At 68.9% G+C, this 19,632-nt stretch carries 14 protein-coding genes and 1 pseudogene; 6 read left to right on the forward strand and 9 right to left on the reverse strand.

The genetic code is table 11. From position 1 onward, the window contains the following. Positions 1-72: 72 nt before the first annotated feature. From C1I89_RS18255 to apbC, 3 genes and pseudogenes are all read right to left on the reverse strand, one after another. Positions 73-3,851: pseudogene (locus C1I89_RS18255) on the reverse strand (translocation/assembly module TamB domain-containing protein). After that, entirely contained in the window at positions 3,848-5,743 is a 1,896-nt protein-coding gene (locus C1I89_RS18260) for an autotransporter assembly complex protein TamA (RefSeq protein ID WP_102774042.1), read from the reverse strand. The pseudogene C1I89_RS18255 and the gene C1I89_RS18260 overlap by 4 nt, the downstream one beginning before the upstream one ends. 3 nt (positions 5,744-5,746) lie before the next feature. Further along, on the reverse strand, positions 5,747-6,838 hold the full coding sequence (apbC, locus tag C1I89_RS18265) for an iron-sulfur cluster carrier protein ApbC (RefSeq protein ID WP_102774043.1): 1,092 nt from the start codon (positions 6,836-6,838) through the stop codon (positions 5,747-5,749). A gap of 101 nt (positions 6,839-6,939) precedes the next feature. On the opposite strand from apbC, the gene C1I89_RS18270 reads away from it, so the two are divergent. Together C1I89_RS18270 and metG are read left to right on the forward strand one after the other, a co-directional pair. Then, on the forward strand, positions 6,940-7,215 hold the full coding sequence (locus C1I89_RS18270) for a hypothetical protein (RefSeq protein WP_102774044.1): 276 nt from the start codon (positions 6,940-6,942) through the stop codon (positions 7,213-7,215). 230 nt (positions 7,216-7,445) lie between these two features. After that, complete coding sequence (gene metG / locus C1I89_RS18275; protein ID WP_102774045.1) at positions 7,446-9,512, forward strand: methionine--tRNA ligase; 2,067 nt, start codon at positions 7,446-7,448, stop codon at positions 9,510-9,512. Here the strand turns inward: metG and C1I89_RS18280 are convergent. The 3 genes from C1I89_RS18280 to C1I89_RS18290 form a co-directional block, all read right to left on the reverse strand. Beyond that, complete coding sequence (locus C1I89_RS18280) at positions 9,509-10,243, reverse strand: sulfurtransferase (protein ID WP_102774046.1); 735 nt, start codon at positions 10,241-10,243, stop codon at positions 9,509-9,511. The genes metG and C1I89_RS18280 overlap by 4 nt on opposite strands. A 62-nt stretch (positions 10,244-10,305) precedes the next feature. Continuing rightward, the gene (locus C1I89_RS18285; protein WP_102774047.1) at positions 10,306-11,103 is read right to left on the reverse strand and encodes an META and DUF4377 domain-containing protein; all 798 of its coding nucleotides are present in this window, start codon (positions 11,101-11,103) and stop codon (positions 10,306-10,308) included. A gap of 9 nt (positions 11,104-11,112) precedes the next feature. Beyond that, the gene (locus C1I89_RS18290) at positions 11,113-11,640 is read right to left on the reverse strand and encodes an META domain-containing protein (RefSeq protein ID WP_102774048.1); all 528 of its coding nucleotides are present in this window, start codon (positions 11,638-11,640) and stop codon (positions 11,113-11,115) included. 276 nt (positions 11,641-11,916) lie between these two features. Between C1I89_RS18290 and C1I89_RS18295 the strand changes: the two genes are divergently transcribed. After that, on the forward strand, positions 11,917-13,050 hold the full coding sequence (locus C1I89_RS18295) for an acyltransferase family protein (protein ID WP_369008019.1): 1,134 nt from the start codon (positions 11,917-11,919) through the stop codon (positions 13,048-13,050). Here the strand turns inward: C1I89_RS18295 and C1I89_RS18300 are convergent. Further along, positions 13,031-13,402, reverse strand: coding sequence for a helix-turn-helix domain-containing protein (locus tag C1I89_RS18300; protein WP_102774050.1), 372 nt, complete (start codon positions 13,400-13,402; stop codon positions 13,031-13,033). The genes C1I89_RS18295 and C1I89_RS18300 overlap by 20 nt on opposite strands. A gap of 493 nt (positions 13,403-13,895) precedes the next feature. Here C1I89_RS18300 and C1I89_RS18305 point away from each other — a divergent pair, with 493 nt between their 5' ends. Further along, positions 13,896-14,708 (forward strand): response regulator transcription factor, encoded by an 813-nt coding sequence (locus tag C1I89_RS18305; RefSeq protein ID WP_102774051.1) that lies wholly within the window; start codon positions 13,896-13,898, stop codon positions 14,706-14,708. A gap of 351 nt (positions 14,709-15,059) precedes the next feature. Further along, positions 15,060-16,271 (forward strand): voltage-gated potassium channel protein, encoded by a 1,212-nt coding sequence (kch, locus tag C1I89_RS18310; RefSeq protein ID WP_102774052.1) that lies wholly within the window; start codon positions 15,060-15,062, stop codon positions 16,269-16,271. A gap of 12 nt (positions 16,272-16,283) precedes the next feature. Here the strand turns inward: kch and C1I89_RS18315 are convergent, their stop codons facing one another. Both C1I89_RS18315 and C1I89_RS34115 read right to left on the reverse strand, forming a co-directional pair. After that, positions 16,284-17,837: an EAL domain-containing protein gene (locus C1I89_RS18315; protein WP_102774053.1), complete on the reverse strand. Its 1,554-nt coding sequence runs from the start codon at positions 17,835-17,837 to the stop codon at positions 16,284-16,286. 88 nt (positions 17,838-17,925) lie between these two features. Next, entirely contained in the window at positions 17,926-18,195 is a 270-nt protein-coding gene (locus tag C1I89_RS34115; RefSeq protein WP_146196919.1) for a hypothetical protein, read from the reverse strand. Between C1I89_RS34115 and C1I89_RS18320 the strand changes: the two genes are divergently transcribed. Continuing rightward, positions 18,194-19,630 carry a cytochrome ubiquinol oxidase subunit I gene (locus tag C1I89_RS18320; RefSeq protein ID WP_102774054.1) on the forward strand — a complete coding sequence of 479 codons (1,437 nt, stop codon included), beginning with the start codon at positions 18,194-18,196 and terminating at the stop codon, positions 19,628-19,630. The two genes, C1I89_RS34115 and C1I89_RS18320, sit on opposite strands and share 2 nt — an antisense overlap. Positions 19,631-19,632: the final 2 nt, after the last annotated feature.

The following is a 19,632-nucleotide window of genomic DNA, read 5'->3' on the forward strand; positions in this document are numbered from 1 at the left end:
GGGATGGAATGGCCGTCATTTTATCCCGAGCGGACGGCCCCCGCCCGAGGCGGGGGAACGGCGCCGTCCCCCTCAGTTGCCGAAGAAGGTCCGGTACACCAGTTCGATGCCGTTGACCGAGCCGCCTTTCAGGTCCAGCGACAGGCCGCGCGCCAGGCGGTAGCTGGCCCGCCCGACGGTGTCGCTGCCGGCCAGCGCCTGCTCGACGCTGAGCGTGATGCCGTTGGCGAAGGACTTGCTGGCCACCAGGAATTGCGTGGCCAGCTGGCTGTCGCTGTCGCGGTTGACTTCGCCGGCCACGGTGCGGTCGGGCAGCAGGCTGCCCGAACTGCCGATGTTGCCGGTGCGGATGCTGACGTCGTCCAGCCCGAACTGCTTGTAGAACGGCTGCCCGCCGCCCAGCAGCGCCGTGCCCACCGACATCAGCAGCGCGGCGTCGCCGCCGCTTTCGTCGGGGCCGCGACCCAGCAGCAGCCAGGACAGCTTCTCGACGTCGCTGACGTCCGGATAGGACACCAGGTCGATGCGCGGGCGCTGGGCGGTGCCCACCACCTTCACGCCGGCCTCGACCTGCTCGCCGGTGCGCAGGGCCTCGATATCCAGCAGCGGATTGTCCAGCCGCCCCTGGAACGTGAGCGTGCCGCGGCTCAGGCGCAGCTTCTGGCCATAGGCCTCGATGCCGCCGCCGCGCGTGCGCAGCTGGCCCCAGCCGGTCAGCCGGCCCTCGTTGAGCCGGATCTGGATGGCGCCCAGCAGGCCGGCGTCCAGCCCCATGCCGGTGATGTAGAAGCGCGGCCCCATGTCGAACTTGAGGTCCATGCTGGTCTGCAGCGGGGTGGACACCGTGTTGGGGTCGTCGCCGGCGCGGCGCACCTTGACGTCATCGTCCAGCGACGGCACGCCCTGCAGGATCTCCAGGCTGAACCAGCCGGCGTCGGCCTTCAGGTCGCCCACGATCTCCAGGCGCGGCATGGCCGCCTTCAGGTCGATGGTGCCCGACACCATGGCGTAGCGGTCCGAGCGCTGCAGCGCCGGGAACCGGTACAGGGTCAGGCGCACGTTGCCGCCGCCGTCGATGAAGTTCCATTGCCCCTTGGCCTCGGCGTAGCCATCCTTGGCGCCGGGGTTGGTGGTGATCCATTCCTTGGTCCGCCATTCCGCCGGCATGACCCGCAGCGAAGCCGGAAAGCGCAGGCTGTCGAGCACCAGCGTGTCGCCGTTCACGCGCGCGGCCAGCGTGCCGTCGATCAGGCGCACGCCGTCGTCGATCCGCACCACCCGCAGCTTGTCGCCGCGGATATTGCCGCTGGCGCTCCATTTGCCGGCCAGCGTGCCCTGCGCCTCCAGGTTGGCCTTGAGCGTGCCGCCGACTTCCATCGTGTCGCCCACGAACAGGCCGAGCCAGCCCAGGTCGGCGATGTCGGCGTCGAGCTTGGCGCGCAGCGGCTGGCGCGCGTCCAGCGCCATGCCGCCCTTGGCGTCGACCAGCAGCACCGCGCTGCCGGTGCCGCTGACCACGCCCATCTTCTCCGTGACCACGTTGAGCTTGGCGTCCAGCCGGCTGGCGTTGGCCGAGATGGGCGTGGCGTTCAGGTCCAGCACCAGCGTGCGCAGGCCCAGCGGCGTGGGCGGATCGCCCGGGATCAGCAGGTCGCCTTCGCGGCGCGACAGCCGCGCGGCGCCGGCCAGTCGGCCGTCGAACTTCAGGTCCCACAACGCGTCCAGCGCGATGCGGCGCTGGCCCTCGGGAATCATCGCGTTTACGCGCCCCGGGCGCTTGCCCAGCCGCGCCGCGGCCTCGGGATCGAGCGCGGCGGCCACCTCGCGCGCCATGGCGGCGGTGATGACCAGATTGTCGGCCTGCCCGGCCGTCTCCCAGCGCTTGCCGCCGCCGCGCGAGCCCTTGTGCGCCAGCGTCAGGCGTTCCTTGCCCGGCAGGGTCAGGCTGAGCGCGGTCTGGCCGACCCGCCATTGCCACTGCGGCGCGACGGCCGCCGGCAGATAGGCGACGGCGACCGGCCGGTCCACCGTCACCGTGAAGCCGGCGGTATCGGCGCTCAGGCGCGAGATCTCGCCACGCCAGCCGGTCAGGGCGGCGTCGGCCTCGCCCTGGCGCCCCAGCCCCCAGCCGCCCGTGAACGTGACGCTGGCCTGGGCCTTGGACGCGCCCAGCTGCTTGGGGCGCGGCTTGGCGGGCGTGTAGCTGGCGGTGAGATCGCCGCGGTGCGCGGCCGCCGTTCCGCTCAGCTTGCCTTTGAGCTCCGCGCCGCCGGGCACGTCCGGCCAGAAAGCATCGAGCTGCGGCGCCTGGACGTCCAGCGCCAGCGCGCTGTCGGCCGCGCCCAGCTCGCCGCTGGCGCGCACGCGGTTGCGCCCCAGCTTCAGGTCCACGTCCAGGCCGTGGATGCGCAGGCCGGCCAGGGGATCGGCCGCGGCGCCGGAGGCCTCGGCGGGCGCGCCGGAGCCGGTCACGTCCACCTGGGCCTTGAGCGCGCCGGCCAGGGCCTGGCGGTTCCAGCGGCTGCCTTCCTCGAAGCGCAGGTCCACGCCGGCGTGGCGCAGCTGGCTCAGATTTTCGATCTCGGCCTGCACGTCGGCGCGCAGGCTCAGCAGCGCCGGGGGAATGGCCTCGCCCAGCCACGGCGTCAGGTCCAGGCGCTGGGCGCTGAGCGAGCCGGTCAGGCGGTCGCGCCCCTGCCCCGGCTGCAGGTCGAACTGCGCGGCCAGCGCGGACTTGTCGGGCAGCGCCATGTTGGCACGGGCGCTGCGCAGCACCAGGGCCGTGCGCGGCGCCAGGTCGGCGACCACGTCCAGCACCAGGCCGGAGCCCGAACCGTCGAGCTTGGCCTGGATGCCGTCCAGCGAACCGGCGGCATCCGCGCGCAGCAAGACCTGACAGGACGGCGCGCCCTCGCCCAGCGCCGGCGGCGGCGCCCCCGGGGCCTGGGTNGGCCGGAGCCCGAACCGTCGAGCTTGGCCTGGATGCCGTCCAGCGAACCGGCGGCATCCGCGCGCAGCAAGACCTGACAGGACGGCGCGCCCTCGCCCAGCGCCGGCGGCGGCGCCCCCGGGGCCTGGGTCGCGGCGCGGATCGCGGCCTGTTCCCGGGCCTGCCTGGCGGACACGGGGGGCTTTTTGGGTTGATACCGGTCGCGCAGCCTTTCCGGCTCGCACAGCGGAGAATCGGGGCCGGCGCCGTGCGCCGTGACGTCCAGCCGCGCGGTGAACGGCCAGGGGTCGGCCAGCGCCTGGAGATCGGCCTGGCCGCTCAGGTCGGCCGTGCCAACCTCGTGGCCGACTTGCAGGCTCGCGATGCGCAGCTGCGCGCCGCCGGTGCGCCCAGCGGCGAACGTGGCTTCCAGGCCGCCCAGCGTCACCGGCAGCGGCTCGCCGTCCTGCCGCAGTTCGAAGGCGCCCAGCGCCACCCGGTCGACGGCGATGTCCACCGGCAGTTCGGGCAGCGTGAACGGCGCGTCGTCGCCGGCCTCCGCGGGCGTTTCGGGCGTGGAGGTCAGCGCCACCTGCACCGATTCGGCCGCGATCTCGCGCACGTGCAGCCGCCGGTCGCCCAGCGCGCGCCAATGCACGTTCAGGCTCAGGCCATCGATGCCGATGTGCGTGCCGTCGAAATCCAGCTCCAGCCGGCCCACCGTCAGGCCCCGCAGCAGCGAACCGTTCACGTCCAGCGCCTGGCCGTTCAATTGCTGCGCGGCCGTGGTCAGCAGCAGCCGCGTGCCGTTCTGCGAGCCGGCCAGCCAGAATACGAAGCCGCCGGCCAGCACGGCCAGCATCGCCAGGCCCGGCAGCCACCACACCAGCACATGCCGCAGAAACTTGCGCAAGCGCTTCAAAACGCAATCCCCAGGGAAAAATGCAGGCGCAGGTCGCGCTCGCGCTGGCCGTAGGCGACGTCCAGGAACAAGGGGCCGGCCGGCGTGCGCACGCGCGCGCCGACCCCGTAGCCCAGCGCCAGCGACATGTCGCCGAAGGATTCGGCGGCGTCGCCCGCGTCCACGAACACGCCCATGCCCCAGCGCTCATTGAAGTAGTGGTCGTACTCGATGCTGCCGACCAGCAGCGTGGGCGCGCCCACGATCGCGTCGTCGCGCTTCACGCCGATGCTCTGATACTTGTAGCCGCGGATCGAGCGCGCGCCGCCGGTGCGGAAACCGAAGTCGTCGGGCACCTGCACGTCGCTCTTGGCCCACAGGCGGCCGACCTCGCCGCGCACCGTGAGCACGTCGCGCTTGCCTATCGGCCACCACTTCTGCGCCCGCAGCCGCAGACGGGTGTAGGGCTCGCCGGTGTCGAGCGTGACGCCGACGCCGCCGCCCACCGCGATCAGGTTGCCTTCGCGCGGATCGTATTTGTTGTCCACGTCACGGCGCAGCCACTCGGCCGTGCCGGTCAGCGTGGGCAGCGTGTATTCGTCGCCGCCGTCGATCTTGACGCGGTCGTGCGCCAGCAGCATGCCCCAGCGGGTTTCGTATTCGACCCGGCTGTCGCCGGCGCCCTTGCGCAGCTGCGTGCGCGTCGCGCCCAGCGCGTAGCGCGTCACGTCCAGGCCCTCGATGTCGGAGTGGTCGGCCAGCAGGCCGATGGAGTCCTTGTAGCCGCGCTCGGTGGGCGGCATGAAGATGTCCAGGTAGGCGCGCTGGCGCAGGCGGTCCACGCCGAAGCCGGTCTCCATGGTGACCGGCTGGCCGAACACCACGTTCTGGCGGTACAGGCTCTCCAGCCTGGCGCCGGCCGTATCGTCCACGCCCACCGAGACCGACAGCCGCTTGGGCGGCGCCTCGACCACGCGCACCTGCACCGGCAGGGTCACGTCGCCGTCGGAATCGTACTTGGCGGGCGGCGGCGGCACGGCGCCGGACACGGTCGGGTCGCCCGCCGGCGCCGAGGTCGCGGCGTCGGCCGCCCCCGGCGCGCGGGCCCGGTCCGAGACGGGATCGGTGGGCTGGGCGCTCTCGTCGCCAGGCTGCTGCAACGACACGAAGGCGCCGCGAAAAAACGCGGTGGACTGCAGGTCCTGCTGCCATTGGTCGAGCCGGTCCTGGTCGTAGGCCGAGCCTTCCGAGTAACGCACGTAGCGGTCGATCAGTTTTTCCGGCACGCGCTTCAAGCCCAGGACGGTGAGTTCGCCCATGCGCACCTGCGGCCCGCTGTCTATCGTGACCCGCAGCGCCGCCGTGGCCTCGTCGGCCTGGATCTCGGCCTCGGAAGCGGTCATGCGCGCCAGCAGGAAATCGCGCGTGGACACCGAATCCAGCAGCGTGGCCTTGGCCTTGTTCCAGTCGCTGTTGATGAACGGCTGGCCGACCTTCAGCTGCCAGTCGTCGCGCAGCTTGCGCACGCGGTCGGCGTACTCCGGACGCGTGATGCGGCCGGTGAATTTCAGGTCCACGGAACCGACGGTCGTGCGCTTGCCCGAGACGATGCCGATGTCCCAGGTTTCGCCGCCGATGTCGGTGCCCGCTTCCAGCGTCACCGTGGGCGAGAAATAGCCCTGGGTGGCCAGCGCCGCCAGCGTCGCGTCGCGCGCGCGCCGGCGCAGCCGGTTGATTTCACCGCCGTCCTGGTCTTCGGCCAGGCGCGCGATGGCGTCGACCGCCTCGGTGATGGCCTGCAGCGCGGCCGGCGGCACGCCGCCCGGGTCCACGATGATCTCCGGGCGCTTGGCCAGCGCCTCGCCCGCCATCACACAACATCCTGCCAAGAAGGCGCGCGCTGCCCACCGCATGCTTCAGGTCGGTTGCTGCACGACGATGGACGGGAACTTGCCGGCCATATCGCGGGGAAGCGCGGCCACGCCGGCCGCCAGCTTCCTGGCGATGGCGCGGTACAGCCCCGCGGCTTCGCTGCCTGCGTCGGACACCACGGTGGGCGTGCCGGCGTCGGTCTGCTCGCGGATCGCCAGGGTCAGCGGCAGGCTGCCCAGCCACGGCGTCTCGAACTGCTCGGCCATGCGCTGGCCGCCGCCCGCGCCGAAGATGTGCTCGGCGTGCCCGCACTGCGAGCAGATGTGGATGGCCATGTTCTCGACCACGCCCAGGATGGGCACGTCGACCTTCTGGAACATGCGCAGGCCCTTGCGCGCGTCGGCCAGCGCCACGTCCTGCGGCGTGGTGACGATGACGGCGCCCACCACCGGCACCTTCTGCGCCAGCGTCAGGGCCACGTCGCCCGTGCCCGGCGGCATGTCCACGATCAGGTAGTCCAGATCGCGCCAGTTGGTCTGGCGCAACAGTTGTTCGAGCGCCTGCGTCACCATCGGGCCGCGCCAGATGGCGGGCGAATCGGCGTCGATCAGGAAGCCGATGGAGTTGGCCTGCACGCCGTGGCCGACCAGCGGCTCCATGGTCTTGTTGTCGCGGCTCTCGGGGCGTCCCGAGACGCCCAGCATGGTCGGCACGCTGGGGCCGTAGATATCGGCGTCCAGCAGCCCGACCTTGGCGCCTTCGGCGGCCAGGGCCAGCGCCAGGTTCACCGCCGTGGTGCTCTTGCCCACGCCGCCCTTGCCTGAGGCCACCGCAATAATGTTGCGTACGTTGGGCAGGGGCTTGAGCGTCTTCTGCACCGCGTGCGCCGCGACCTTCCAGGTCACCGAGACCTGGGCGTCGGGCGCGCCGGCGCCGGCCAGCGCGGCTTGCGCAATGCCGCGCACCTGTTCGAGGGTGGCGGCGTCGGCGGGATAGCCCAGTTCCAGCGCCACGGCGACCCGCCCGCCGTCCAGTTGAATGTCACGATCTTTTACAGAAACGCCCAGATCCAGACCGGTATTCGGGTCTTGCGCGGCGCGCAGCGCGGCGCGGATGTGTTCTATCGTTATACTCATATCACTGTGGTTCCGTAGACAGCACGGCTTGTGCGGGCCGCCATCCCCTAAAGGATAGCGGATACCCGGGAACCTTTCGCTGCGTTTTCCGTCCGAACTTCATGACCAACACACTTATCCGCTTCTTTCGTGCCGTACTGTTCGCCGCCCTGGCCTTGATCGGCATGGCGATGGCGCTGGTCTTCATGCTTTCCACGGCGATCGCCGTGGCGATCCTGTACGTGGTCGCCAAGGTGCGTGGCAAGCCGTTCGGCGTGCGCGCCTACTGGAGCCAGCGCCAGGGCGCCCGCCCCGGCCCGTTCCAGTCGGCCGCCGCCCCGTTCGCCACGCAGCCGCGCGGCGACGTGATCGACGTCGAAGCCCGCGAGATCCGCTGACGGCGCGGTTCCCGATGCCCGCGGCGCAAACCGCGCGCGGGCATGTTGTGTTTTCGTAACGCTGCGCCCGTAGCGCCGGCCTTACCCCTCCCCCGACACCCGATGTCCGCCCGGACCGCCTTGCGCGGCGGGCGGATCGCGCCATTGGGCCGCCCGTCCGGGGCAAGTCTGCGCCGTTGCCCTAAAATGGCCGGCCAACCCCTTTTTCCCCTCAACCTCTATCGACAACCATGTCTCGCACCCTTTTCGTCACCACTGCGCTGCCCTACGCCAACGGATCTTTCCACATCGGCCACATCATGGAGTACATCCAGGCCGATATCTGGGTTCGTTCGATGCGAATGGCGGGCCACACGGTGCACTTCGTGGGTGCGGATGACGCGCACGGCGCGCCCATCATGCTGAAGGCGGAAAAGGAAGGCATCACGCCGCAGGCGCTGGTGGCCCGCTACGCCGCCGAACGCCCCCAGTACCTGAACGGCTTTCACATCCGTTTCGACCACTGGCATTCCACCGACTCGGCCGAGAACGTCGCGCTCTCGCACGACATCTACCGCGCGCTCAAGGCCCAGGACCTGATCGAGACCCGCTCCATCGAGCAGTTCTACGATCCGGTCAAGGGCATGTTCCTGGCCGACCGCTACATCAAGGGCGAATGCCCCAAGTGCCACGCCAAGGACCAGTACGGCGACTCCTGCGAGGTCTGCGGCGCGGTCTACGCGCCCACCGACCTGATCGCGCCGTACTCGGCGCTGACCGGCGCCACGCCGGTGCTGAAGTCTTCCGACCACTTCTTCTTCAAGCTGTCCGATCCGCGCTGCGTCGAATTCCTGCAGGAATGGACCACCGGCTCGAACGCCGCCGGCGGCAAGCACCTGCAGCCCGAAATGCTGGCCAAGACGCGCGAATGGCTGGGCGCCGACGACGGCGAGGCCAAGCTGGGCGACTGGGACATCTCGCGCGACGCGCCGTACTTCGGCATCGAGATCCCGGACGCGCCGGGCAAGTACTTCTACGTCTGGCTGGACGCGCCGGTGGGCTACCTGGCCTCGCTGAAGTCGTACTGCGCGCTCAAGGGCCTGGACTTCGACGCCCTGCTCGATCCGGCGGGCAACACCGAGCAGGTCCACTTCATCGGCAAGGACATCGTCTACTTCCACGCGCTGTTCTGGCCCGCGATGCTCAAGTTCGCCGGCCGCAAGACGCCGGACGCGGTCAACGTGCACGGCTTCATCACCGTCAGCGGCGAAAAAATGTCCAAGAGCCGCGGCACCGGCATCTCGCCGCTGCGCTACCTCGAACTCGGCATGAACGCCGAGTGGATGCGCTACTACATCGCCGCCAAGCTCAACGCGCGCGTCGAAGACGTGGACTTCAACCCCGACGACTTCATCGCGCGCGTCAACAGCGACCTGGTCGGCAAGTACGTCAACATCGCCAGCCGCGCCGCCAGCTTCATCACCAAGCACTTCGACGGCGTGCTGGCCTACAGCGGCGACACCGCGGCGCTGGCCGCGGAATACGCCGAGCAGGCGGAATCCATCCGCGCCGCGTTCGAGGCCCGCGAATACAACCGCGCGATCCGCGAGATCATGGCCTACGCCGACCGCATCAACCAGGCGTTCGACACCGCGCAGCCCTGGGTGCTGGCCAAGGGCATCGCCACCGCCGACGACGAACGCAAGGCCGCGCTGCAGGACATCTGCTCGCGCTCGCTGGCGGGCTTCAAGGCCCTGTCGGTGATGCTGGCGCCGGTGCTGCCGGCCCTGGCCGAGCGCGTGGCGCTGGAGCTGTTCGGCGCGCAGGCCCCGTTCACCTGGGCCGACGCCTCGGTGCTGCCGCAGCGCGTGGCGCCGTTCAAGCACCTGATGCAGCGCGTCGAGCCGCAGATGCTGGAAGACCTGTTCGAGCCGCCCGCCGCCCCCGCCGTGGTGCCTGGCGGCGAGCCCATCGCCGAGACCATCTCCATCGACGATTTCGCCCGCGTCGACCTGCGCATCGCGCAGATCGTCAACTGCGAGCACGTGGAAGGCTCGACCAAGCTGCTGCGCCTGACGCTGGACGTGGGCGAAGGCCGCCACCGCAACGTGTTCTCCGGCATCAAGTCGGCCTACCAGCCCGAGGACCTGATCGGCAAGCTGACCGTCATGGTGGCCAACCTGGCCCCACGCAAGATGAAATTCGGCGTCTCGGAAGGCATGGTGCTGGCCGCCAGCCACGCCGACGAGTCGGTCGACGCCGGCATCTACGTGCTGGAACCGTTCCCCGGTGCCAAGCCGGGCATGCGGGTGCGCTAAGCCGAGGGCGCGAGCGCCGGGTCCAGGGCGATGCGTTCGTCGAAGACGAAGCAATTGCCCTGGTAGCCCGGGCCGCCGGTTTCCTCGAAATACTTCAGAATGCCGCCGTCGAGCTGATAGACGTGCTCGATGCCGGCCTCGGCCATGTAGATGGCCGCTTTTTCGCAGCGGATGCCGCCGGTGCAGAAGCTGACCACGGTCTTGCCTTCGAGCTCGGCGCGATGCGCCTGCACGGCGGCGGGAAACTGCGTGAACCGCTCGATGCGCCAGTCGATGGCGTTTTTGAACGTGCCTTCATCCACCTCGAAGGCATTGCGGGTGTCGAGCATGACCACCGGCCGCCCCGCATCGTCCACCCCCTGCTCCAGCCAGCGCGCCAGCGTATGCGCGTCCACGCCGGGCGCGCGCCCCGCCTCGGGGCGGATGGCCGGGTGGTTCATGCGGATGATCTCGCGCTTGATCTTCACCAGCATCTTGCGAAACGGCACCGAGGCGCTGCGGCTGAACTTCACTTCCAGGTCGGCGAAGCTTGCGTCGGCCCGCAAGAGGCGCAGGAATCCGTCGATGCCGTCGGCCGAGCCGGCCAGAAACAGGTTGATGCCCTCTTCGGCCAGCAGGATCGTGCCCTTGAGCTGCGCCTGGACGGCGGCGTCCAGCAGGCGCTGGCGCAGCTCGGGCAGGCGGTCGAGGGTGACGAACTTGTAGGCGGCGATATTGACGACGGAAGTCATGGAAAAGCGGGCAAAGGCGGTCGGCGAAACCCGTAATAGTAATCGCTGGCCGCCGGCCCGCTTCAGCGCGGCACGATCTCCTGCTCGACCACGGCGTCCAGCACCCAGCGCACCGACGACGCATCGGCCGGCGGATTCGGGTCGCGCACCTCGACCACGCGCAGTCGGTAGCGGATGCCCGGCTGGAAGCGAAAGCCGGTGATGTCGCCATACCAGAGCTGCCAGGGCTGCGCGGCGCTGTCGCGCACCTGGTAGCACATGGCGCGGCCCGCGCCGGCGCTGCATGGCACGCGCTGCGAGTTCACGTAGACCAGCTTGGTCGGCCCCTGCTGGCCGCCGGCGATGGGATCGGTGCGGCGGCCGAAGTCCAGCGTGTCGCCGGAGCTCAGCACCCAGGTCATGCGCTGCGGATTGTTGACGTTGTCCAGCGAGCTGGCGGTGATGCGCGTCATGCCCGCCAGGAAATCCTGCTCCAGCTTCATGCTGTCGGGCGCGCAGGCCATCTCGGTGGCCACGGGCCGGTCGCGCACGATCAGCAGGCCGTTGGCGACCGTGTAGGAAGCGCTGTACTGGTTGCAGCCGGCGTAGCCCGCCATGCGCGGCGCGCCGCGCTCATGGAAGAAGCTGACCGTCAGCGGCCGCGAACGCTTGGACGCATGCGGCACCGGGCGCAGCGCGCCGCCCGGACGGGTCCAGCGCGCCAGCTCCCAGCCGGTCTGCGCCAGCATGTCGGAAGCCGCGGCCGGCTGGAAGCGCGGGTCCTGCCCGCCGACGGCGCGCTCGGGCGTCGACGAGCAGGCCGCGAGGCCCGCCACCAGCAGGCAGGGCGCCAGCCGGCGCAGGGAAACGGAATACGGCATGCGGTTCTCTTACGGCGTGGGCGGGTCCTGGCGCCGCGCGAACTCCAGCACGTCGCCGCCGCGCAGGTTGAAGGTCAGGTGGCGCGGCGCGCCGCCGCTGTCCAGGGTGAAGGTGTCGATGGCGCCCAGGCCGCGCAGGTAATCGGCCTCCAGGCGCGCGCGCTCGGGCGTGAGGCAGGCCATGCGGGTGCTGGCGGGCGCGTCGATGTAGAGCTTGCCGCCCTGCAGCTTGTACGTGCCCATGTAGCGGTTGCAGCCCGAAAAGCCGTTGACGCGGTACTGCTTGCCCTGCGCCAGGAAGGTCAGGCGCACGGGTTCGCCGTTGTCGCCGTGCGGGATGTCGCGCAGCGCGCCGCCCCGCTCGGTCCAGCGCACCAGTTCCCAGCTGGTCTGCGCCAGCGAATCGGCGCTGCTGGCGGCGTTGGCCGCGGCCGCGCCCTGCGGCCGCGCGCCGCCGGTGTTGCCGGCGCAGCCCGCCAATGCCGCAACCAGGCCCAGATACAGCAGCCGGCTGCGCGTAGACATCAAGATAGACATGAACTGGGCTCCCAGAAATTGACTACCCCTAACTGTAACCGCCCGCCGCCCCATCCGCCCAACAGCCGAAGCCGAATGCACCATCGCCCGTCTTGCGGCCATCGCTCCGATGGCGCGGCCGGATGCATCGTATGCCGCATGGCGGGGCGGGTGGCGCGCGCGCAGAATCCGTAAAGGGTCTCCCTCCGGCGGGGCCTGGCAGCTCCAGGCTGTGCGGAACGGGCCGCAGGGCCAGACAACATTCCAGGGGACACGGCGATGGGCTTCTTGAGAACCTTGTTGGCATTATCCGTGGTGCTGGACCACCTGGGCGGCGGCAAGGCCGACCATCTGGTCGGCGGCCGGCTCGCGGTGCAGCTGTTCTACGTGATCTCGGGCTTTCTGATCTCCTACGTGCTGACGGCCACCGACCACTACCAGGGCGCCGTCGGCAAGTTCTACGCCAATCGCTTCCTGCGGCTGTTTCCGATCTACCTGGGCGTGGCCGCCATGACGCTGGCGGCCCATGCGCTGAGCGGCGGCGAGTTTTTCCAGTTCTATGAAGCCCTGCCTTCGAGCGCGGAACTGTTCCTGGTGCTTTCCAATATTTTCATCCTGGGTCAGGACTGGCTGATGTTCTTCGGCATCAAGGACTCGGCGCTGGCCTTCACCGGCAGCTTCGCCAACAGCGAGGTGCCGCTGTACCAGGGGCTGCTGGTGCCGCAGGCCTGGACCCTGGGCGTGGAAATGAGCTTCTACCTGGTCGCGCCCTTCATACTGTCGTCGCCGCGCCGCCTGCTGACGCTGCTGGCGGCCTCGCTGGCGCTGCGCGGCGTGCTGATCGCCACGGGCATCGGCCTGGGCGACCCCTGGACCTACCGCTTCTTTCCCACCGAACTGGCGCTGTTTCTCATCGGCTCGCTGTCGCACCAGGTGCTGCTGCCGCGCTACAAGGCCTGGACCGTGAAGGCCGCGCGCCTGCCCGAGCTGGGCACGGCGGTACTGTTCGCGTACTGTCTGCTGCACTTTTCCATCGGCGTCAATCCGACCGTGCGCGACGGCCTGGCGGTGCTGCTGTTCGCCGCGCTGCTGCCGGCGGCGTTCCTGTTCCAGTCGCGCTACCGGCTGGACCGGGCGATCGGCGAACTGAGCTATCCGGTCTACATCTGCCATGCGCTGGTGATCATGATCCTGGACTGGCTGTTCGACGAGATCGACGTGCACCAGCCCATGCTGTTCGCGATCGTGGTCATCACCAGCTGCATCGCGTTCTCGGCGCTGCTCAACGCCCTGATCGCCGATCCGGTCGAACGCCTGCGCAACCGCCTGCGGACCAATGCCGGCGAACCCGACGCGCCGGCGCCGGCCGCGGACGCGCGGCGGCGCCCCGCGGCGGCCCGGCCGTTGGGTTCTATTCGCCGCGCGCCTTGATGTAGGCCGCCAGCACCAGCTCGATCTGGCGCTTTTCCTGCGGGCTCAGGCGGTTGTAGGAAGCGTATGACACGGTCTCGAAGGGCCAGACGGCGGGCGCCGCCTCGCCCGGCTCCGGACTCAGCATCGGCCCCTCTCCGGCGCTCAGCCACATGGGATTGACGCGCAGCGCGCGGGTCAGCTTGATGAGCGCGTCGCTCGACGGCTGCAGGCGATGCCCGCTTTCATAGTTGCCGATGGCGCTTTGCGACAGCTTGCTTGCGGCCGCCAAGTCCTTTTGTGTCCACCCCTGGAGCATTCTCGCGTTGCGCAGACGATGGCTAAACGTGTCCAATCGATCGACCTGGGCCATTATTAATATGAATTTATATTTTTGATTAAAGCACCCGGATACCGGCAGCAAATAACCGGATTGCGCACCAATTCCGGGGCTAATCCGCAAATCGCGGCGCCGCGCCGATGGCCCGCGGCCAGGCTCCGCTCCCGGCGTCGGCGGGCCTCCCCGTCCGGCAAAAAAGCCATACCCATCATCGACTTAGTTCGATACGGACGTGCCGGCGCAGGACCATGCCGGCATGCGTCGGCGCGCCAGTGTAGGCCGGCGATGTATCAAAAATAGAAAATAATGTATCGGCAATACTTAATATGCCGGCGGCCGGATTTTCAAAACAAACAGTATTTCAAGCGTTTCCGGCCGGGCGCGGATCGGCGCCAGGTTACTCCCGGAAACCGTAGAAACTTATCTTCACAAAAAAACACGCTCGTGTTCAAATGAAACACGGACGTGGCGGAGCCGCGCGCCCCTTCAAACAACAACGCCGGACGGCGGCGTCCTGGAAGCATTGATGAACAACACGCTGGATGTCATTTTTCTCGGCCATAACGACGCCAGACATGCCAGACTCGCCGAGGCCCTGAGCCACCTGGGTTTCAGCGTCTGCCGCTGCCACGACCTGGCAGAGGTCTACAGGCGGTACTTCGACCGCCCCAGCCCCCTCATCGTGCTGGAAGCGCCGCTGCCCGACATCCAGAACGCCGCCGTGCGGCTGCGCGCGGCCGACAGCGGCCTGGGCATCGTCGCCATTTCCGCATTTCCCGATGCCGAAAGCCGCATCCGCACCCTGCTGTGCGGCGCCGACGCCTGCCTGCCGGCCGACGTCAGCGGGCTGGAACTGGCGGCGGCGCTGCAGGCGCTGGTGCGCCGCTACAGTGCCCACGAAAACGCCGGCGCCGCGCCCGCCGCGCAGCCGCCCGAGCCAGGCCAGGAAACCTGGCGCCTGGCCAACAAGGGCTGGACCCTGATCAGCCCGGCCGGGCAGCTGCTGGGCCTGACCACCGGCGAGCGCGACTTTCTCTCGCGGCTGGTGCACGCGCCCGACCGCAAGGTCAGCCGCGACGCCTTCCTGGCCGACGAACCAGACGAGGCCGGCGCCGGCATGGCGCGGCGCCGTTTCGTGGACGTGATGATCAGCCGGCTGCGGCGCAAGGCGGCCGCCCGGCAAATGGTGCTGCCGATTCGCACCGTGCACGGCTGGGGCTATATGTTCGCGGCGAACATCCGGTTCGATTCGGATTCGGGAGACAACGCCGGGGAAGCGGGCCGGCCGGAGACGGCGGCGGGAGACTGGCGCGACGCGACGGAAAACGCCTGCGTATAGGGCCGGGGCGAAAAAAACGCGGCGCGGCCCCGAAGAGCCAAGACGCCGCGCTAAAACAACACGTGAACCTGGAGTCATCAGCCGGCACTGATGTCTACTACCCGGCACACGCGATTCCAACATTCGTGCCTCAAACACACCTCATGCACGGCCTGGGCCGTGGACTCTTGCGGGGTCTCTAGTCCCTGCGCGAGCCGCGTTGCGGCCGCCACGAGATGCAAGCGAGTTTAGGACCTTGCGCCCGTTTCCAGTAATTCTTTGTTGATAGCGTTCAATACTTATTTGATATAGCGCCGGCATGGACGGCCAGACGCCGGCGGCCGCCCTAAAATGCCGACTAAGGATTCCTCCATGCCCATCATGCCCTCTTCTCTCAAGCACCGCGTCCGCAAGGTGCTGGCGCTGTTTCCCCCCAACTGGTGCCTGGCCATCCTGGTGGCGCTGGACGGCTACGCCTTCATGCATCCGGTGCTGCGCGAAGTGCGCGCCCGCGACTACTCGTTCTGGCTGGCCCTGGACAACTGGCAGGACATGATGAAGGTCGTCGGCCTGCTGGAAATCCCGCGCCTGGTGCTGGGGGTGGGGCTGCAGGTCATCGCGCTGGGGCTGATCCTCAAGGCCCGCATCGCCTGGGCGTTTTCGCTGGTGCTGCTGGTCGGCACCGGCACCTTCGCCATACTGGGCGATCACGGCCGCGCCGCGCTGGGCGTCTACACGCTGGTGCTGGTCATCGCGCTGATCGTCTACTGGCGGCGCTTCGACCGCGCCAGCGTCACGGCGGGCTCGCTGTTCGCGGCGGTCAGCATGCTGTCGCTGCTGATCTACGCGGTCTTCGGCGCGCTCTACCTGGGCCAGGAATTCAATCCGCCGATCGAGGACACCGGAACGGCCTTCTATTTCTCCATCGTGTCCATGTCCACGGTGGGCTATGGCGACATCACGCCGCACACCGGCACCGCGCGGCTGTTCACCGCGTCGATTATCATCCTGGGCATCACCATTTTCGCCACCTCCATCAGCGCGATCGCCGGGCCGGTGATCGGCGGCAATCTGAAACGGCTGGTCAAAGGCAGGTTTTCCACCGCCATGCGCAAGAACCACATCATCATCGCGGGCGCGACGCCCCTGGCGCTCAGCGTCTACGACGGCCTGCGCCGCCGCGGCGACGAAGTCACCGTCATCGTGCCCACCGGCGTGGCGCAGGAATACCCGGCCGCCACCGACCTGATCGAAGGCGATCCCTCCAGCGTGGAAGTACTGCGCAGCGCGGGCGTGGCGCGGGCGCGCTACGTGCTGGCGCTGCGCGACGACGACGCGGAGAACGCGTTCATCGTGCTGGCCGCGAAAGAAGCCACCGGCGACTCGGGCGCCAAGACGGTGGCGCTGGTCAACACCAGCAAGCACCTGGAGAAGATCCGCCGCGTGCAGCCCGACCTGGTGTTCTCGGTGCAGCTGCTGGGCGCGGAACTGCTGACGCGCGCCATCAGCGGCGAACCGCTGGACAGCCAGGCCATCACCGACCTGTTCTTCGCCAAGGCCGCGCCCGGCGCCAAGCCGGCCTGAGGCCCGGCAGGGTCACGCCTGCTGGCCAGCGTACCAGCGCGCGAACTCCGTCGCCGACATGGGACGCGCCAGAAAATACCCCTGCAGGAACGTGACCCCGCGCGCCTTCAGGTAATCGAACTGCAGCTGGGTCTCCACGCCTTCGGCCACGACCGCCAGCCCCAGCCGGTGGGCCAGCGCGATGATCGCGTCCAGGATCGGCGCCTCTTCGCCGGCCGGCCCGATGGCCTGCACGAAGCCCTTGTCGATCTTCAGGTAATCGACCGGAAATCGCTGCAGGTACGAAAACGAACAGTGCCCCGTGCCGAAATCGTCAATGGCGACCAGCACGCCCTCGGCGCGCAAGGCGTCGATGTTGCGCCGCGCCTGGCCGTTGTCGTCCGCGATCAGGCTGCGCTCCGTGATCTCCAGCACGACCTGCGGACGGCCCGCCGCGATGCTGGCGACGAAGGCCCGGATGTCGGACAGCAGCTGGTCGCTGGACACGTGCTCGGCCGCGAGGTTCACGCCGACGTGAAAGCCCGGCGGCATGCTCCAGGCGCCCACGTCGCGCTCGACCAGCGTCAGCAGATGCCGGGTCAGTTCGACGATCATGCCCTCGGCCTCGGCCGCCGCGATGAAAATGTCCGGACGCACCGGTCCGACCCCGGGGCAGTCCCAGCGCATCAACGCCTCCACGCCTTCGCAGCGGTCGCTGGCCTGGCCGTACACCGGCTGGTAGTACACGTGGAACTCGCCGGCCCGCATGGCGCGGCGCAGCTGCTCCCTGAACGAGCGCCGGCTGGCCTGCAGCCGGTAGGCGCCCAGCCCGAGCAGCACGCTGGCCAGCAACGCCACCGGCAGGTAGGTCAGCATGCATTGCGTCCATGCCCGCGCCAGCGCGTCGGGCGGCACCCTGACGCTGATGCCGATCGACGCGCCGCTGGGCGCGCTGACGGTTTCGCGGTACAGCGGCATGGCCGAACTCGCCACGCGCGCCCAGGAATCGCTGCTTATCGGATCGCCGCTGCCGATGACGAGCTTGAGTTGCAGGTCGTCGGCGCTGGCCACGGCATTGAGCAGGTCCTGCAGATAGCGCCCGTCCACCTCGACGATGCCGCCATAGCCGTCCGGCCGGACCTTGCTGAACAGGACCGCGGAACGCTCGGGCGCCAGCGGCGTGCCGGCGACCGTATGCGGCCTGCCTTCGGACGACTCCAGCACGGGCCATCGGCTGAAATCGTCGACCGAGGCGTCGACCTCGCCCAGCGCCGACGAACAGTAAACCAGGCCGTCGCGCACCAGCGCCAGCGAACGGAAATACGGATTGAGCGTGCCCCAGCGCTGCAGCTCGGCCAGCCGTTCGGGACACGGCCCGGTCGCCAGCTCCGCCACGCGGTCCAGCATCTCGCGCGACTGGGCCAGAATGCGCTCGACCTGCACGCGCACGATGCGCGCCGCGGTCGCCGCGTCCTGGCGTTGCGTGCTGTTCGCGTACAGCCAGGTCCATCCGACGCAGACCAGGAGGGGGACCACCAGGGCCAGCGCCACCGGCAGATAGCGCCAGGACGGTGCGCCGTCAGTCATTCCCGAAGTAGGCATATCGCCCCGCCGCATTAATTGTCACCGGCTGCAACCGGTCCAGTCTGGATAGGACACTATGACGCCCTTGGCGTCAAGAAGCGGGGCCGGATGAACGTGCGAAAAGTGTGCGCCGCCGACGCGCGCAGCAGGCGGCGCAGGCCCGCCTGCTGTGCTGCTTTTTTTGTAACTTGAAAGCGCAGGACATATTTGCATCCAAGCCGGTTTTCCCTATGAAGACTGCGGAAAATCCGCTCATCCCATCAAACTGATACGCTTTTTTTAATAGATATTGAATCTGTACTGATTTTGCTGCGGGATCTACTGTTCTGGCGTAGGAAACACCCGTCAGGAACACCGCCATGGACAGCGACGCGCTATTGCTAGCCCGAATACAGTTCGGCTTCACCATCTCGTTTCACATCATCTTCCCCGCCATCACCATCGGGCTGGCCAGCTACCTCGCGGTGCTGGAAGGGCTGTGGCTGCGCACGCGCAACACGGTCTACCGCGACCTCTACCACTTCTGGACCAAGATCTTCGCCGTCAACTTCGGCATGGGCGTGGTCTCCGGCCTGGTGATGGCCTACCAGTTCGGCACCAACTGGAGCTTTTTCTCCGACTTCGCCGGCAGCGTGACCGGCCCGCTGCTGGCCTACGAGGTGCTGACCGCCTTCTTCCTGGAGGCCGGCTTCCTGGGCGTGATGCTGTTCGGGTGGTCGCGCGTGGGACCGGGGCTGCATTTCTTCTCGACCGTCATGGTGGCGCTGGGCACGCTGGTCTCGGCCACCTGGATTCTGGCCTCCAACAGCTGGATGCAGACGCCCGCCGGCTACGAAATCCTGGATGGGCGCGTGGTGCCCACGGACTGGCTGGCGGTGATTTTCAACCCCTCGTTTCCCTACCGCCTGGCGCACATGGGCATCGCGGCTTTCCTGGCCACCGCGCTCATGGTGGGCGCCTCCGGCGCCTGGCACCTGCTGCGCGGCGACCGCAGCCCGGCCGTGAAGAAGATGTACGCGATGGCGATGGGCATGCTGCTGCTGGTGGCGCCGCTGCAGGCCGTGGTGGGCGACCTGCACGGACTGAACACGCTGGAGCACCAGCCGGCCAAGATCGCCGCGATCGAGGGCCATTGGGAGAACGAGCCGGGCGCCGGCGTGCCGCTGACGCTGTTCGGCATTCCCGACATGGCGCGCGAGGAAACCCGCTACGCGCTGAACGTCCCGCGCCTGGGCAGCCTGATCCTCACGCATAGCTGGGACGGCCAGTTCCCCGGCCTGAAGTCGTATCCGCCCGAGGACCGGCCCAACGCCACGGCCGTGTTCTGGTCGTTCCGCGTCATGGCGGGGCTGGGCATGTTGATGATCGCGCTGGCCGGCTGGGCGCTGTGGTCGCGCTGGCGCGGCCGGCTCTACGAATCGCGCGGGCTGCAGCGCTTCGCGCTGTGGATGGGACCGTCCGGGCTGATCGCCATCCTGGCCGGCTGGTACGTGACCGAGATCGGCCGCCAGCCCTGGGTGGTGTACGGCGTGATGCGCACCGCCGACGCGGCCACGCCGCACGGGCTGGGCGAGCTGACGCTGACCCTGGCGCTGTTCGTGGCGGTGTACCTGCTGGTGTTCGGCGCCGGCGTCTCGTACATGCTCCGGCTGATCCGCATGGGCCCCGGCCCCGCCCCCGGGCACGCGCCGCTGTCCGGCGGCCCGGGCGAGCCGCGCCAGCCGTCGCGGCCGCTGTCGGCCGCCTCCACCCTGGCGGGCGTCGAGCCCGCGCAACACTCGCATTCGGGAGTCTGAGG

Source organism: Achromobacter pulmonis, from assembly GCF_002885955.2.
GTDB lineage: Bacteria > Pseudomonadota > Gammaproteobacteria > Burkholderiales > Burkholderiaceae_B > Achromobacter > Achromobacter pulmonis_A.